The following is a 15159-nucleotide window of genomic DNA, read 5'->3' as shown; positions in this document are numbered from 1 at the left end:
TTTATAGTGTAATTGTAGGAAAAAAATAAGTATGGAGGGATATTATGTTTAAAAGATTCCTATCATCATTACTACTTATAGTTACAATAGTTGCTATTGTAATGGGAGGATCATTAATTTATTCAACTAATCCAAGTCCTGAATTAGTTGAAGCAGTATCCAATACATCTTCAGTAAATGAGGCGAGAAAAGTTGCAAAATACATATTTATGTTTATTGGAGATGGTATGGCAGCTGCCCAAGTAAACTCAGCTCAAATCTATGGCGGAAGTAATAAACCCAATAATATGAAGTTAGATGTGCTTAATTTTCAGAATTTCGAAGCAGTAGGATATCAAACTACCCATGATTCAACTTCCTTTGCACCAGATTCAGCTTCCACAGCGACAGCACTATCTTCGGGATATAAAACTTGGAGTGGTACTATAGGCTTAAAGCCAACAGGGGATATTTCAGGGAATGAAGTTGAAAATGTAGATTTAAAAGATATACCTAAAACAATAGCCGAGAAGCTTAAGGAAGAAAAAGGGATGAAGATAGGGATAATATCAACAGTTACCATGAACCATGCAACTCCTGCTGCCTATTATGCACATGTACCATCAAGGAATGATTACTATGAAATTGCAATGCAGATGGCTGATTCTAACTTTGATTTTTTTGGTGGTGGAACAATAAATAAACCAAAAGGTAATAACAATGATCAAAAAGATGCATATGAAGTTTTGAAAGAAAAGGGATATAAAATAGTAAATACAAAAGAAGATATATTGGCTTTAGATAATAAGCAAGGTAAAGTATATGCAGTTACACCAGTAGTCCAAGATTCTGGTTCTATGCCATATGCAATAGATAATAAAGAAGGAGACTTAACTCTTGCTGATTTTGTTAAAAAGGGTATAGATGTTCTTGATAATGAAAAAGGATTCTTCATGATGGTTGAATCAGGCAAAATCGACTGGGCAGGACATGCTAACGATGCCAAAACGAACATAATGGAAGTTTTAGCCTTTGAAGATGCAGTCCAAGTAGCCATTGATTTTGCTAAGAAGCATCCAGAAGAAACTTTAATAATTGTAACAGGAGACCATGAAACAGGTGGTATGAGCATAGGTCAAGCTACAACAGGATATGATGTAGCATTTGAGATACTGGAAAATCAAAAAATGTCCTATGTAGCATTTGATGAATTGCTTGATGAAATGATAAAGAAAAATCCTAAATTAAAATTTGAAGATGTAATGCCAATTATTACTGAAAATTTTGGTTTGAAGAATGAATACGAAGATGGGGAAGGCGATAATCCATACATGACATTGGAACTTTCAAACAGCGAAGTAGAAAGATTAAAGAGAGCATTTGATGATACCATGAAGGAAGAACTGCCAAAAGATGAAGAATCATATAGACTCTATGGAGGTTATAATCCATTATCAGTTACATTGACTCATATATTAAATAATAAAGCTGGCATAGGTTGGACTTCCTATGCTCACACGGGGATACCAGTTCCGGTATATGCAACAGGCGTAGGAGCTGAATTATTCAATGGTGCATATGATAATACAGAAATTTATCATAAGCTAGTTACTGCAACAGGACTAAAATAGCTTAATGAATAACAAGGCTGGAAATATTCCAGCCTTGTTTAATGAAAGGGTGTTATTTCTTGAAAGATATTTTGGGTAAAGTTAATAGGAAGGAAATAGGTTTTATTCTTTCCCTGTTAATTATTCTAACTATACTTGCGTTATTGCCAACTGGCTTTGATAAACAATTATACATAAATACGGAAGGGGTAAAGGCGAAAGTATTATCTGTTGATAACTCAAATGTAATTAATACAGGGCTATTTAAACATGGTGATCAAAGGGCTACAATCCAAATTGAAACGGGTTCCTATAGAGGGCAAGTAATAGATGCAAGCAATATGCTAAAAGGAAGCCTTGCGGAAGACAAGATTTTTGTAGAAGGCGATAAGGCATGGGTTCTTATTGGTTTTGATGAAGATGGGAATATTAATTTTGCAAATATGGTGGAACATTATAGATTAAATAAGGAAATTGTTCTTATAGGGTGCTTTGCTGTAATTATTGTACTTTTTTCAGGTTTTACAGGTACTAGAATATTATTATCGTTTGCATTTGCATTACTTAGTATATGGAAGATATTAATTCCATCAATGTTAAAAGGATTCAATCCCATTATTATATCATTGATAGTAGGAAATTCTTTAACTATTATAACCATTTTATTGGTTACAGGTTTTACAAGAAGGGCCTATGCAGCTATTATAAGTTCAATTTCCTGTTCTTTTGTCACTTGTATTTTAGCAATTATATTTGGTAACTACTTTAATATTCATGGTGCAGTTATGGATTGGTCAGAATCACTACTTTATTCAGGCTTTTTAAAGCTGAATTTAACAGCTATTTTTCAAGCAGGGATTTATCTCGCATGTTCTGGGGCAATATTAGACCTTGCTGTAGACATTTCATCGGCATTAGATGAAATTGTGAAGAACAACCCTAAAATAACTTTTAGAAATTTGATAGCATCAGGGATGAACATTGGAAAATCAGTAGTTGGGAGCCAGACTACAACTCTTTTATTTGCATACATGGGAAGCTATCTATCGATCATGATGGTTTACATGGCTCAAGGAACACCAATACTTAATATATTAAATTCTAAGACAATAGCAGCGGAGATACTTCACACTTTTGTTGGCTGTATAGGACTTGTACTGGTTTCCCCTTTGACATCAATAACTTGTGGATTATTATTTAAGATAGAGCAGTAAAAAACAGAAGCTCAGTGTTCTTTATGCAAATACCACTGAGCTTCTGTTTTAAATCTTAAAGAATTTAGCTCCTTTCAATAGAGCCTACTGCATTAGAGAAGGTCTTACAATTTCACCTTACTCACTATATACCAGCTTATATTCTCCTTCTTCTATAATGAATATCTTTTCGATTTCATCATCTACTATATCCATTATATTCTGATCGAATTTAAACTTAGCGCCAATGCCACAATTGGAACTCAACTGTCTGGGTACGGGCATAAGTTCACATTCGATATTATTAGCCTTACATTTTTTATTAAATTTAATTGCACCTGAATGGGTGAAAAAAACTGCTACGTATGAATTCATATTATTTCCTCGCTATTATTAAAATATCTTCATCTTCCTCTTTGTAGTTTATATTATAACCTAAGTTTTTTAAAAATCTAGTCACATTATTTTTTGCAGTATTGTTATCCACTAAAATTTCTAATCCTTCAGGGTGTTTTTCTATGGCATTTTTAGTCATCAATACTGGTTGAGGACAAGACATGCCTCTTGTATCAATTCTTTCCACTATATTCATCTCCTTTCAACTAATTACTGCTAGATTTACCTAATGCCTTCTTACCAGCTAATGTCTCTGAATTTAATATGGAGATTACTAAAATTATGGCTAACAATATAAAGACTGATATTTTTCCATAGTCTGAAGCACCAGCAGTGCTAGAAGCTAATCCAAAATTATGAGCAACTGCTGCACCTACTAGATATCCCATTACCGTTACGGCGGAATCTCCATTTCCTTCTCCAGCAAGAATTAGCTGTCTTAGAGGACAACCCCCTAAGAGTACAGAACCCCATCCAGCTAGAACCATTCCTAAGAAATTCCATACCCCATCGGTATGAGCTACTGGCTGTTCGGCAAAACCCAAGTTAAAATAACCAAATATTAGGTTTCCAATTAAAGCAAAGACAAATATAGCTAAGAAACCAGAGATTAGGTAGCCATCCCTAAACAATATCATGTCTCTAATGCCACCTACCATGCAAAGCCTTGTCCTTTGAGCTAATACTCCTACTATCAATCCAGCAATTAAAGAAATCCAAACTGGGGCGTGCATAGACCCTGGACCTTCTTCACTAAAAAATAACATGCTAAAACCTGATATAAGTAAAACAAATAGGCCTAGGTTTACAATTGGGAAAAGATATCCTTCAAAATCAGGTAAAGTATAATTCCTTTTTAAACTGAATCCTTTGTTTAAGAAGAAAACTCCAATATAAATACCCACTGCAAAGCCTACAATACCTAAAATGGCATTTAAATCGCCACCTGCTAACCTTAATACCATTCTCAAAGGACAACCTAAAAAGACTAGAGCTCCTATCATTACTACAATTCCCAGAATAAATCTAGTAAAAGGTGAGGAGCCTCCTTTAGCTTGGAATTCCCTATTCTTCATGGAAATAATAAATGCACCTAATGCTAGTCCAATGACTTCTGGGCGAATATATTGAACTATTGGTGCTCTATGTAACCCGATACCTCCTGCAATATCTCTTATGAAACAGGCTATACAGAATCCCATGTTTTTAGGGTTTCCAAACTTGACTAGTAGCACTGATATAATTCCTACAATTGCTCCAGTAATTATAATTCCTCTTTTTTCCTTCAACGAAAAACCCTCCTTTATATATTTTTCTTCTTATCTAAAGTTTAACAATTACCTGCAAAAAAGTATAATAAAGATTATGAATACCCAATCACATCTTATAGATATTCCAAATAGCAGTTGTTAATTTTCATAAATAGATATATCCTTTAATTAGCAGATCGTTAAATTTTAGCGAAATAGGAGGTGGAATTTTGAGAGAACTGTATTTAGACAATGGCGCAACAGCTTTTCCTAAAGCCCCAGGAGTTGCTGAAAGTATGTATAATTATTTAACTAAGATAGGATGCAACGTCAATAGGGGAGCCTACAAGAGTTCCTTTGAGGCGGAGAACATAGTTTATGAAACTAGGGAGCTAATTTGTGAATTATTTAATTTTAATAAAACAGAAAACGTAATATTTACTAAGAATGTAACTGAAAGTCTTAACATATTGGTAAAGGGATTATTAAAACCTGGGGATCATGTAATAATTTCATCTATGGAACATAACGCAGTTGTTAGACCTATAAATAGCCTGGTAGAAAGAGGGGTTGAATACTCAAAGGTTATGTGCAATAGGGAAGGAGAATTGGATCCTAATGATATATATGGGCTTATTAAGCCAAATACTAAAGCAATCGTGATGACTCATGCATCCAATGTTTGTGGAACTATATTGGACTTGAAAAGGGTGGGTTACATGTGTAAGGAAAGGGGACTCTATTTCATAATGGATACTGCCCAGACAGCAGGCTTTTTAGATATAGATTATAAAGAATTAAATGCTGACGCTATAGCTTTTACAGGCCATAAAGGTCTTTTAGGACCTCAAGGTATTGGTGGTTTTATAGTAAATGATGAACTAGCAACAGTATTGGATACCCTTGTAGAAGGAGGGACAGGCAGCCTATCAGATAAGGAAGTTCAACCGGAATATATGCCCGATAAATTTGAAGCTGGAACCTTGAATATTCCTGGAATTTATGGATTAAATGCAGCTTTAAAGTATATTTTAAAGGAAAAGGTTAATACCATAAAAGAAAAAGAGCTATTCCTACTAGAAAATTTTTTAGAAGGTATCTTAAATATTCCCGAATTAAATATTGTTGGTAAGAAGAATTTGATAAATAGAACTGCTGTAGTTTCCATAGATATTCCTACAAAAGATAATGCAATAATTGCATATAATCTATATAATGATTTTGGAATTATGACCAGATGTGGATTACATTGTGCTCCTTCAGCTCATCAGACCTTAGGCACATTCCCTCAAGGTACTATTAGATTTAGCTTTAGTTATTTTAACACTATTGAAGATGTGAAATATGCAATTGATGCTATATATAAGGTTATAAGAAGTTAATAGATTTAAATTTATGTTTTGAAAAGGCCATAGCCTATTTTGGTTTGGTCTTTTTTTATTAATTTTAAATTTAAAGTAAAATTAAGGTTACTTTAATTGATAATTAAGTTAGTCCCTCTAAGATTAAAAATGACCAAAGTAAATTAATATTAGGAGGGGTTTGGGTGAGTGAATTAGTAATTGAGACTAAAGGATTAACCAAAGAATTTGGAAGCCTTATAGCTGTTAGGGATTTAAATCTAAAAGTTAAGAAAGGAGCTTTGTACGGCTTTTTAGGTCCAAATGGTGCGGGAAAATCTACTACCATTCGTATGCTTTTAGACCTAGTGAAACCTACAAAAGGAGAAGCCTATTTATTTAACAAAGAAATTAGAAGCCATCGAAAGGAAATATTAAGAAGGGTAGGAGCCTTGGTAGAATCTCCTTCCTATTATGAAAATTTAACAGCCTATGAAAATTTAGAAATAATAAGAAGGATATTAGAATTGGATAAAAAGGAAATTGATAAAGCCTTAGATATAGTAAAATTATCCAAATGGAAAAATAAAAGGGTTAAAGGATTTTCTTTGGGCATGAAACAAAGATTGGGAATTGCTCAAGCTCTAATGGGGAATAGAGAACTTTTAATATTAGATGAGCCAACTAATGGTCTGGACCCAGCAGGGGTAAGGGAAATTAGAAATTTGATTATTAGTCTTCCTGAAATTATAGGTGCTACAGTTTTAATCAGTGGCCATATTCTAAGCGAAATTGAGTTGGTAGCTGATCATGTGGGAATTATTCACAGAGGTAATTTGCTATTTCAGGGAACTTTAGAGGAATTAAAAGATATGGGAAATAGGGAAATTGCTATTAAAGTTCAACCCCTTTTAGAAGCAGAAAAATTTTTAAAGAGAAAGGGTTATAATGTGGAGAATAGAGAAGGTAAGCTTTATATACTGGGAGATAAAATCAATATAGAGGAATTAAACAAAGAATTGGTATTAGAAGGCTATGGTGTCTCCCATCTAAGCGAAAACAAGCAAAACTTAGAAGAGGTCTTTTTACAGTTGACAGGGGGGATAGAACAGTGATGGAGTTTTATCAGATATTAAAGGGAGAATTTCTTAAGCAGAGGAAAAGTTTTACATGGCCCATCGCCTTGTTAATCCCTATTTTAGCAGGAGGGCTTAGCTTTATCAATTTACTACTACGATACGATTATTTAATAGGATTAGAGGCTAATAAAGGTTTAAGTTCATGGAATATATTACTGTTACAGCATCATTTTTTATGGTTTTTTTTCCTTTCTTTAGTGGTTACCATATTTGCTTCTATGGTGCATTATATAGAATATAGATCAAATGGCTGGAAAAGTACTTTGGCTCTTCCAGTTTCAAAAATGAAAGTATATTTTGCTAAGTGGTTTTTAGCATTTATACTTAGTACTATCATGATACTAATCAACGGAGTTGTTTTATTGATTGCAGGTATAGCCCTAAGGTTTCCTGAAACAGTAGACTTAATATTAATTTTAAAATATACCTTATATCAAATAGTTAGCATTACTAGTTTAATTAGCATTCAATGTTTTATTAGCTCTGAAATCAATAATACTAACATTGCATTGACCATTGGGTTTGTAGGGGTTGCATCATCATTGTTTTTCGCCCAATCTGAAAAATTGTCTAAAATTATTCCTTATGCTCATATCATGTATACTTTACCTGACTCGACCATAAATAACGGTATTCCACTGCAATATGGTTCCGTCATTAGTATATTATTTTTACTAATAGGGTTTATTTTCTTTAATAGAAAAGAAATTTGTTAGGAGTGAAATAGATGAGGGATATATTTAGAATTGAAATTTTAAAGTTAAAACACTCTAAAGTATTGTGGATAGTAATACTAGCACCTATATTTATTGTAATACAGGGAGCATTGAATTTACTACGTTATTATGATTTATTTACAGGAAAAGGACAGAATGCATGGCACCAACTTTATATTCAGAGCATGATATTTTATGTTAATATTCTTTTTCCCATCTTAATAAGCATTGTCATGACTTTAATAGCAAGAATAGAAAATACAAATGACAATTGGAAGCACTATCTCAGCTTGCCAAAAGATAGACAGAAGGTATACGGAATAAAATTTATCATTGGATGTATGCTCATTTTTATAAATATTCTGGTTTTGATTGCAAGTATTTATTTGGCTGGTAAAATTACTAGAATTGGTGGAGATATTCCATATAATACTCTGTTTATGAAACCTATTGTAATGTATGTAGCAGCTTTACCTATTATGGCCATTCTTTATGTATTAAGCATCAGGTTTTCTCATATGACCATACCTTTAGGCATTGGAATTGGATTAACTCTGCCGTCAATGATAGTAGCTAATTCTAAGTATTGGATAGTATATCCTTGGACATATCCCATTATGGCAGCTTTAGGAGGAGATATGACTACATTTAATAAAGGTAATATTGTGTATATTATTAGCCTTATGCTATTGGTCATTATATTTGTTTTAGGGTATAATGGATTTATGAAGAAGGATATTGTTTAAAATAAAAAGCTTATTTTCAAGTTAAGGAAAATTATTTAAATTTGTTGTATAATGGGCTTTGATAGGGGGTGTGAGTCTTGTTGGATATAGATATGACAAGTATTAGAAATAAAAAAATATTATTAGTAGATGATGAAGTAGATATTTTAAACTTGTTAGAAACTGTCCTTTTAAAAGAGGATTTCACTAATATATACAAAGCTACTTCTGGATCTGAAGCAATTAGGATTACTGAAGAGGTAAATCCAGATCTAATTATATTAGATATTATGATGCCAGACATTGATGGCTTTGAAGTTTGTAGAAAACTTAGAGAATTTACCCTTGTACCAATACTTTTCCTATCAGCTATGGATGAAGATGTGGACAAGCTTTTAGGACTAGGGATTGGTGGAGACGATTATATTACCAAGCCCTTTAGCCCTAAAGAAGTAGCATATCGTATTAAAGCCCATTTTAGAAGAAATCAATATATGGCTTTAAATCAGCAAACTTATGTAAAGGACATATTTGAATTTGGGAATGTTGAAATTGACCGAAGGAAAGGAGAAGTTAAAAAAGGAGGTATTTCGGTAACCTTAACTGCTAAGGAGTATAATCTTCTTCTATATTTAATAGATAATCCAAATCAGATATTGAGCAAAAACAAAATATTAGCAAAGGTATGGGGCTATGATTATGAAGGATATGATAATACATTGATGGTTCATATTAGGCATCTTCGACAAAAATTAGAAGATGACCCTGCTAATCCAAAACATATAATTACTGTAAAGGGTTTAGGTTATAAACTGGTAGTAGAGGATAGATAAAATGAAGTGGAAGATTCTTATAAGATTTTTATTAATCATCATATTATCTGTAATAATTGCTTTTCACATCAATATGCTCATTGTATATCAATATTTTTTTTCAGATAACAAAGAGAATAGTGGTTGGAGCAAGTTAGGTGAATTTTCCTTAAATTTTTATCAGTACATTATCGAAAAAGAGGGTAAGCCTATAGTCACAGAAGAAGGAATTAAAGAACTTAAACTTAGAAATGCCTGGATTCAGATTTTGGATGAAGAAGGATATGAGGTTTTTAGCTGGAATAAGCCTGGGGATGCTTTAGAACGCTATGCTCCCAGTGAAATGGTTTATTATAATATCTATACTGGTGCCATAGATAACTATACCACTTTTGCTGGTACAGCCGAAATGAATAATTATAAATGGAGTTATATTATAGGTTTTCCTATGGATAAAATAGCTAAATATAGTATTATCTATTCTCCAGCAAATATGAAAATCAAAATCCTAAAAGTACTTGTTTACCTATTTGTAGTTCCAATTATAGTACTAATAGTAATGGGATATGTCTTTGGAAGGAATCTTGCTAAACCAATAATAGAAATTGTTGAGGGTATAAGTTTATTGTCAAAGGGAGAATATAATAGAAAATATACTGAAAAAGGCCTATATAAAGAAGTGTATAGTAGCCTTAATAATCTAACCAATATATTACAGAGAAATGAGATTGAACGGAAAAATATTGAGAAGATGAGAGAAGAATGGATTCAGAATCTGTCTCACGATTTGAAAACTCCTTTAGCGTCAATCAAAGGTTATGGGGAGCTGATGGCAGATGAAGAATATATTTTAAGCCAAGATGAAATAAAGGAATACTCCCGCATTATTAAAGGAAAGGCTGAATATATGGAGAAATTACTAGGGGATTTGAAGCTAACCGAGGTTTTAAAAAAAGGGCGATTTCCCCTTAATCGCCAGGAAGGCGATCTTATAGAGCTTATAAGGGAAATTGCTATAGATGTATTAAATAATCCTCGATATCAGAATAGGAGAATAAACTTTAATGCGAAGAAGGAAAGGATTATTTTTGAATTTGATAAATCATTGCTACAAAGAGCATTTGCAAATCTTATCTATAACTCTATAGTCCATAATGATGCTGATACAGAGATAACCATTACTTTAGATGAAACTGATAAGATCTATATTGCTATAGTAGATGATGGTAAAGGGATTTCTAAGGAAGATTTAGACAATCTATTCAAAAAATATTATAGAGGAACAAATACGGGAGAAAGCCACAAAGGCTCAGGCTTAGGTATGGCCATAGCTAAACAGATAATTGAAGTCCATGAAGGAGAAATAAAGGTAGAGAGTACCTTAGGAGTAGGAACCAAGATAACTATAACATTTTAAACTATAGTTGAAATCACCTTATAAAAATCCCTTAAATTACCTGGTATGTAGCAAAGAGTTTGGTACAAAATACATACGAGGTGATTTAAATGAAGGAGGAGAAATATAAAAGAAGGAACGATGAGAACTTCTTCAATCAGATGAATTATGAAATAGCTGCAGAACATGGAATAATAGATAACGAAGATATGAAAAGGAACGAGAAGTTAATAAATTGGAATAAGAAAAAGAAAGTGAATAACGAAAACCCTAGTTCTTAAATCAAAGACTAGGGTTTTATTTCAAACCAACCTTCCCATATGGGTTAGTGGTTTATTTATAGTATTCATAATAGATGGTTTTTTTTCTTTGTGTACTATGATACAGCAAGTAGAAGGACCTCCAGATTTCATTATATCCACATGGGGAGGAATCTTATCTTCTACTTTTAGCCCAGATACCTCTTCTAACACCCTTAACTCATATCCAATTCCTTTAGATCCAACTGGAATTGCTTCTATTATTTCTTTAGAGTTGGAGATTTCCATATAATCTTTCAACTGAAGTACGTCCTTAGGATTTTTCAAAACTTCTTCGCCTACCAATGGATATCCTAAAAGAGAAATATGCATCCCTTTTTCTACTTTCTTAATTTTTAAATCGGATATTTTTGCTCTAGAAATTATGGTAATCCCAATACCCGTCATAGAAGTTGGAAAGTTTTCCTCAGTACTTCCTGTTAGAACTATATCATCAAGTCCATTCTCCTTAAGCTCCTTCTTTATGGACTTTAAAATCCTATTTCCAGTAGGATTCATTTCAACAGCTAAAGTATCGCATATGACAATAGGGTTTGCTCCTACACATAGGGCTTCGGATAGGGCCACCTTAATAGTCGCTTTACCCACCGTATCTTCATCAGTTTTAAGTACATCATTTTTTTTATTTCCTATGGCTCCTAAGCTATCACAAGAAATTACATAAGCCATATCCTTTTCGTAGATTATAATTAAATCCCTGTACCTTTCTATCAATTTACCTTTCACCTACTTATCTATTCCTTTATAGATTAAAACCGCTAAAAATACGTTTACAAAAGAGCCTAAAGTTAAAGGAATGTTCCATGCCATAAAGAACCCCCAACCAAATATGGGGACCAATGAAAGAGCAGCAATAGGCCCATTTAGTAAAGTACCTACTAATATGGCAATGAAGCTGTTAAATCTTTCATAGAAATACTTAAATAAATATGCATATATTGCCATTTGAATTGCAATATAAAAGTGGATAAAAATCCCTAAAGGGAATCCAGAAGTAAATGCAGTAAGTAAATGACCTAGGCTTATTACAATAGCTCCATACCGATTTCCTAAAGACAAAGCTGCAAAATATCCTGGAGTTGAATCTAAGGCAACAGTATTAAATATTTTAACAAGGGCACCTACAGCACTTAAAGCTATAAGCATGGAAACTGTAGTAATAGTTTTAACGCCTTTTAAAGTATTTGTGTTATATTTCACTGGATATTACCTCCTTAACGCTAAATTACTTTAAATTGTTTTCTTTTTCTTAAGATAGGAACCACATAAGGACTGTTGGTAATTGGATTATCAATCAATTCTACATCAACGGAAAATGCAGATTTTATATTGTAAGGTTTTAATACTTTTTTAGGGGGACCATAGTCCATAATCTTTCCATTCTTCATTATGAGCAATTCATCACAAAAGAGAGAAGCAAGGTTTATATCATGAAGGACGGTAATTACCAATATTCCTTTTGACGATAACTCCCTTGCTAGGGATAATATTTCAATTTGATACTTCATATCCAAATGAGAAATGGGCTCATCCATTAACAGTATGCTAGGTTTTTGTGCTAATGCTCTTGCTATATAAACCCTTTGTCTTTCTCCCCCACTTAGTTCATTTATATTCTTATCTTTAAATATCCAGGTATTTGTAATTTTCATCGATTTTTTTACAATAGTTTCATCTTCCTTCCCTTCCTGTTGAAATCTTTTAAGATAAGGAATCCTTCCCATCATAACAATATCATAACAGCTAAATTCGAAATCATAGGGCATCTCTTGGGGTACATAGGCTATAAATTTGGCTCTTTCTTTTGTGGGGAAATGTCTAATATCTTTATTGCCAATTAGGATTTTTCCTGACTCTGGTTTCAAATATCCAGATATATTCTTTAAAAGGGTAGACTTTCCACTGCCATTTCCTCCTACTATGCCAACTATCATATTTTTGTTTATTGTAAAGCTAATGTCCTTTAAAACTTCAGTTTTTCCATAGGAAAAATGTAATTTTTCTACTTGTAAAATTGTCACATTATCACATTCTTTCGCTTTTTCTTTTGCTTTTAATTAGTAAGTATAAAAAGAAGGGCCCACCAAAGGCTGCAGTTATTATTCCTATAGGTATTTCTGTTGGTCTTAAGATAAATCTAGCTAATGTATCAGCCATTGTTAAAAATATGGCTCCTGATAGAGCACTAAAAGGTACAAGGATTCTATTATCAGGCCCTACTATAATTCTTGATATATGTGGGACAATAAGTCCAACAAAACTAATGACTCCTCCTACAGAAACTGTTGTAGCAGTAACCAATGAACCTAAAACTAAAATAATTTTTTTTACCATCTCCGTATTAACCCCTAAATGTTCAGCAATTTCCTCTCCTGTTAAAATTGCATTTAAATCCCTTGAAAACACATACATTATCAAGCAGCAAATGACAATTATAGGAGCAGAAAATGCAATATTATTCCAGTTAGTTAGGCTAAATCCTCCCATAGTCCAAAAGATAATTTTATTAAACTCCTCGTGATTTAAAAGCATTAATAGAGATATAATTGCAGAAATAAAAGCACTAATAGCTATTCCTGCCAGCAACATTGTGTGCATAGATATTTTTGGACCAGTTTTAGATACAATATAGACAAATATTACAACTGCTAATGATGAAATAAAGGCCAAAAAACTAATGCCAAAGAGGCCAAGGCCTAAGATTATGGCAATTGTAGCTCCAAAAGCTGCACCAGATGAGATTCCTAACACATAAGGATCAGCCATAGTATTTCTGAGTAGTCCTTGGAAAAAAACGCCTACAACAGAAAGTCCCATTCCTACTACTGCAGAGCCAATTACCCTTGGAAGCCTTAAATTGAGGATTATGGTTCTATTGGTTTGATTTCCACTTTTCGCAAATACATTAACAATTTCCTGTAGGGGGATTTTAACTGCTCCTACAGAAATGGATATTATAACTGTAAAAAAAAGTGCTAGAATAGCTATGATAAAATAAATATTCTTTTTCACTTTAATTAAAAACCTCCGGATGTAAGAATTCAGCAATTTCTTTCAATCCTAATACAAGCCTACTGGAAGCCCTCGATATTATGTTATCATCGCTTACTACAAATATATTTCCATTTTTGACAGCATCAGTATCCTTGTAACCTTCAGCTTTTATTATATCTTCCACATTACCAGCATGTGGTGCTGTAATTATAACATCAGGATTTTTCTTAACCAGCTCTTCTATACTGTATTGAGGCCAACCTTCTAGATCAACAATATTTCTCCCACCAGCAATAGTTATAAGCTCATCAATAAATGTGCCTTTTCCAGCAGTCCAGTTACCATCCAAGAAGACGAGGTAAAATACATCAATTGTTGGAAGACCTTCTACCTTCTCCTTTATTTTATTAATTTCAGTTTTCATTCCATTTATAATTTCTTCTCCTTTTTCTTCAGCTTCAGTTATTTCTGCTAATAATTTTATGGACTTATATATCCCTTCTATGTTTTTAGCTTCCATTACTAAAACTGGTATTCCCATGTTTTCTAATGTTTCTATTTCCTCTTTACCGGATTGGTTTGAAGCTAAGATTAAATCAGGATTTTGTGCAATAATAGCTTCAATATTAGCTCCCTTATAACCTCCTACTTTTGGAACTTTTTCAACTTCAGGAGGATAATCATCGTATTCAGTGACACCTACAACTTTATCTCCTACTCCTAATGCATATAAAAGTTCAGTAGTAGAAGGAGCAAGGGATACGATTCTTTTAGGTTCTTTTATTAAGGTTACTTTCCTGTCTAAAAAGTCTGTAATAGTTAATGGGAATTTTACTTCTATTTCTTGATTTGATTTAAGAACTTCATTTTCAGATTCCAATTTAACTTCATTTGTACAAGCTACCAATGAAAATACTAGAATCAATATTAATGGTAGAATAAATATGTTTTTGATTTTTTTCATGAAGACCCTCCTATCCCTATGTATATATCAAAAAACCTACCTTAGGAGGTAGGTTTTCTTAATAAATGGGCACAAAAAATAGATTATACCTTCCCTCCGAAGGTTAATTCACTAAAATCTTATGGCAGGTATCCTGGCTTGTGATTCATCCTCCACCCTGCCTTCCCATCTTTAAAGATAGTGGCATATTAGGGCTTCATCCTCACTTACAGTAGCGGGGGCTGCGCGGGCTTCTCACCCGTCTTCCCTTTATCCTTACGGACCATAAGATTTGATTATTTAATTGTATAATATATTGTAATATTAATAATTTATTTAGTCAATA

Annotated in this window: 17 protein-coding genes and 1 riboswitch; of the genes, 9 read left to right on the top strand and 8 right to left on the bottom strand. The window is 32.9% G+C overall.

The genetic code is table 11. The features are described from left to right. The first annotated feature begins 44 nt into the window (after positions 1-44). Entirely contained in the window at positions 45-1610 is a 1566-nt protein-coding gene (locus tag BLV68_RS03705; protein ID WP_093751022.1) for an alkaline phosphatase, read from the top strand. A gap of 59 nt (positions 1611-1669) precedes the next feature. After that, positions 1670-2803: a YibE/F family protein gene (locus tag BLV68_RS03700; protein WP_234949819.1), complete on the top strand. Its 1134-nt coding sequence runs from the start codon at positions 1670-1672 to the stop codon at positions 2801-2803. Between the two features lie 117 nt (positions 2804-2920). Here BLV68_RS03700 and BLV68_RS03695 read toward each other — a convergent pair whose 3' ends face one another. Genes BLV68_RS03695 through yedE form a run of 3 tightly spaced genes read right to left on the bottom strand, consistent with a single transcriptional unit; the run spans position 2921 to position 4467 of the window. Then, on the bottom strand, positions 2921-3157 hold the full coding sequence (locus tag BLV68_RS03695; RefSeq protein WP_093751020.1) for a DUF3343 domain-containing protein: 237 nt from the start codon (positions 3155-3157) through the stop codon (positions 2921-2923). Between the two features lies 1 nt (position 3158). Next, the gene (locus BLV68_RS03690; protein ID WP_234949818.1) at positions 3159-3374 is read right to left on the bottom strand and encodes a sulfurtransferase TusA family protein; all 216 of its coding nucleotides are present in this window, start codon (positions 3372-3374) and stop codon (positions 3159-3161) included. 10 nt (positions 3375-3384) lie between these two features. Next, positions 3385-4467 carry a YedE family putative selenium transporter gene (gene yedE / locus BLV68_RS03685; RefSeq protein WP_093751016.1) on the bottom strand — a complete coding sequence of 361 codons (1083 nt, stop codon included), beginning with the start codon at positions 4465-4467 and terminating at the stop codon, positions 3385-3387. A 191-nt stretch (positions 4468-4658) separates the two neighbouring features. On the opposite strand from yedE, the gene BLV68_RS03680 reads away from it, so the two are divergent. The 7 genes from BLV68_RS03680 to BLV68_RS15375 all read left to right on the top strand — a co-directional run bounded on the left by BLV68_RS03680 (position 4659) and on the right by BLV68_RS15375 (position 10837). Beyond that, positions 4659-5810 carry an aminotransferase class V-fold PLP-dependent enzyme gene (locus BLV68_RS03680; protein WP_093751014.1) on the top strand — a complete coding sequence of 384 codons (1152 nt, stop codon included), beginning with the start codon at positions 4659-4661 and terminating at the stop codon, positions 5808-5810. Between the two features lie 164 nt (positions 5811-5974). Then, positions 5975-6883, top strand: coding sequence for an ABC transporter ATP-binding protein (locus tag BLV68_RS03675; protein WP_093751012.1), 909 nt, complete (start codon positions 5975-5977; stop codon positions 6881-6883). Then, positions 6883-7623, top strand: coding sequence for an ABC transporter permease (locus BLV68_RS03670; protein WP_234949826.1), 741 nt, complete (start codon positions 6883-6885; stop codon positions 7621-7623). Before BLV68_RS03675 ends, BLV68_RS03670 begins: the two co-directional genes overlap by 1 nt. An 11-nt stretch (positions 7624-7634) precedes the next feature. Beyond that, positions 7635-8369, top strand: a complete 735-nt coding sequence (locus BLV68_RS03665) for an ABC transporter permease (protein WP_093751008.1) — start codon at positions 7635-7637, stop codon at positions 8367-8369. 77 nt (positions 8370-8446) lie between these two features. Continuing rightward, the gene (locus BLV68_RS03660) at positions 8447-9181 is read left to right on the top strand and encodes a response regulator transcription factor (RefSeq protein WP_234949817.1); all 735 of its coding nucleotides are present in this window, start codon (positions 8447-8449) and stop codon (positions 9179-9181) included. Between the two features lies 1 nt (position 9182). Continuing rightward, a complete protein-coding gene (locus BLV68_RS03655; protein ID WP_093751006.1) occupies positions 9183-10577 on the top strand; it encodes a sensor histidine kinase in 1395 nt (464 codons plus the stop codon). An 89-nt stretch (positions 10578-10666) separates the two neighbouring features. Next, complete coding sequence (locus BLV68_RS15375; RefSeq protein ID WP_159428605.1) at positions 10667-10837, top strand: hypothetical protein; 171 nt, start codon at positions 10667-10669, stop codon at positions 10835-10837. A gap of 21 nt (positions 10838-10858) precedes the next feature. Here the strand turns inward: BLV68_RS15375 and BLV68_RS03650 are convergent, their stop codons facing one another. From BLV68_RS03650 to BLV68_RS03630, 5 genes are read right to left on the bottom strand one after another with little or no spacing between them, the layout of a single operon-like run. After that, on the bottom strand, positions 10859-11590 hold the full coding sequence (locus BLV68_RS03650) for an AIR synthase related protein (protein ID WP_093751004.1): 732 nt from the start codon (positions 11588-11590) through the stop codon (positions 10859-10861). Positions 11591-11602: 12 nt separating this feature from the next. Beyond that, positions 11603-12076 (bottom strand): ECF transporter S component, encoded by a 474-nt coding sequence (locus BLV68_RS03645; RefSeq protein WP_093751002.1) that lies wholly within the window; start codon positions 12074-12076, stop codon positions 11603-11605. Between the two features lie 20 nt (positions 12077-12096). Then, positions 12097-12897: an ABC transporter ATP-binding protein gene (locus tag BLV68_RS03640; protein ID WP_093751000.1), complete on the bottom strand. Its 801-nt coding sequence runs from the start codon at positions 12895-12897 to the stop codon at positions 12097-12099. A gap of 4 nt (positions 12898-12901) precedes the next feature. Continuing rightward, positions 12902-13888, bottom strand: coding sequence for a FecCD family ABC transporter permease (locus tag BLV68_RS03635; protein ID WP_200773623.1), 987 nt, complete (start codon positions 13886-13888; stop codon positions 12902-12904). Position 13889: 1 nt separating this feature from the next. Beyond that, a complete protein-coding gene (locus BLV68_RS03630) occupies positions 13890-14834 on the bottom strand; it encodes an ABC transporter substrate-binding protein (RefSeq protein WP_093750999.1) in 945 nt (314 codons plus the stop codon). Positions 14835-14940: 106 nt separating this feature from the next. Further along, a riboswitch (cobalamin riboswitch) is annotated at positions 14941-15116 on the bottom strand. Between the last annotated feature and the right edge of the window lie 43 nt (positions 15117-15159).

The sequence above is a fragment of the Tepidimicrobium xylanilyticum genome (assembly GCF_900106765.1).
GTDB classification, from domain to species: domain Bacteria; phylum Bacillota; class Clostridia; order Tissierellales; family Tepidimicrobiaceae; genus Tepidimicrobium; species Tepidimicrobium xylanilyticum.
Note: the sequence above shows the minus strand (reverse complement) of the source record. Positions and strands in the feature narration are given on the sequence as shown.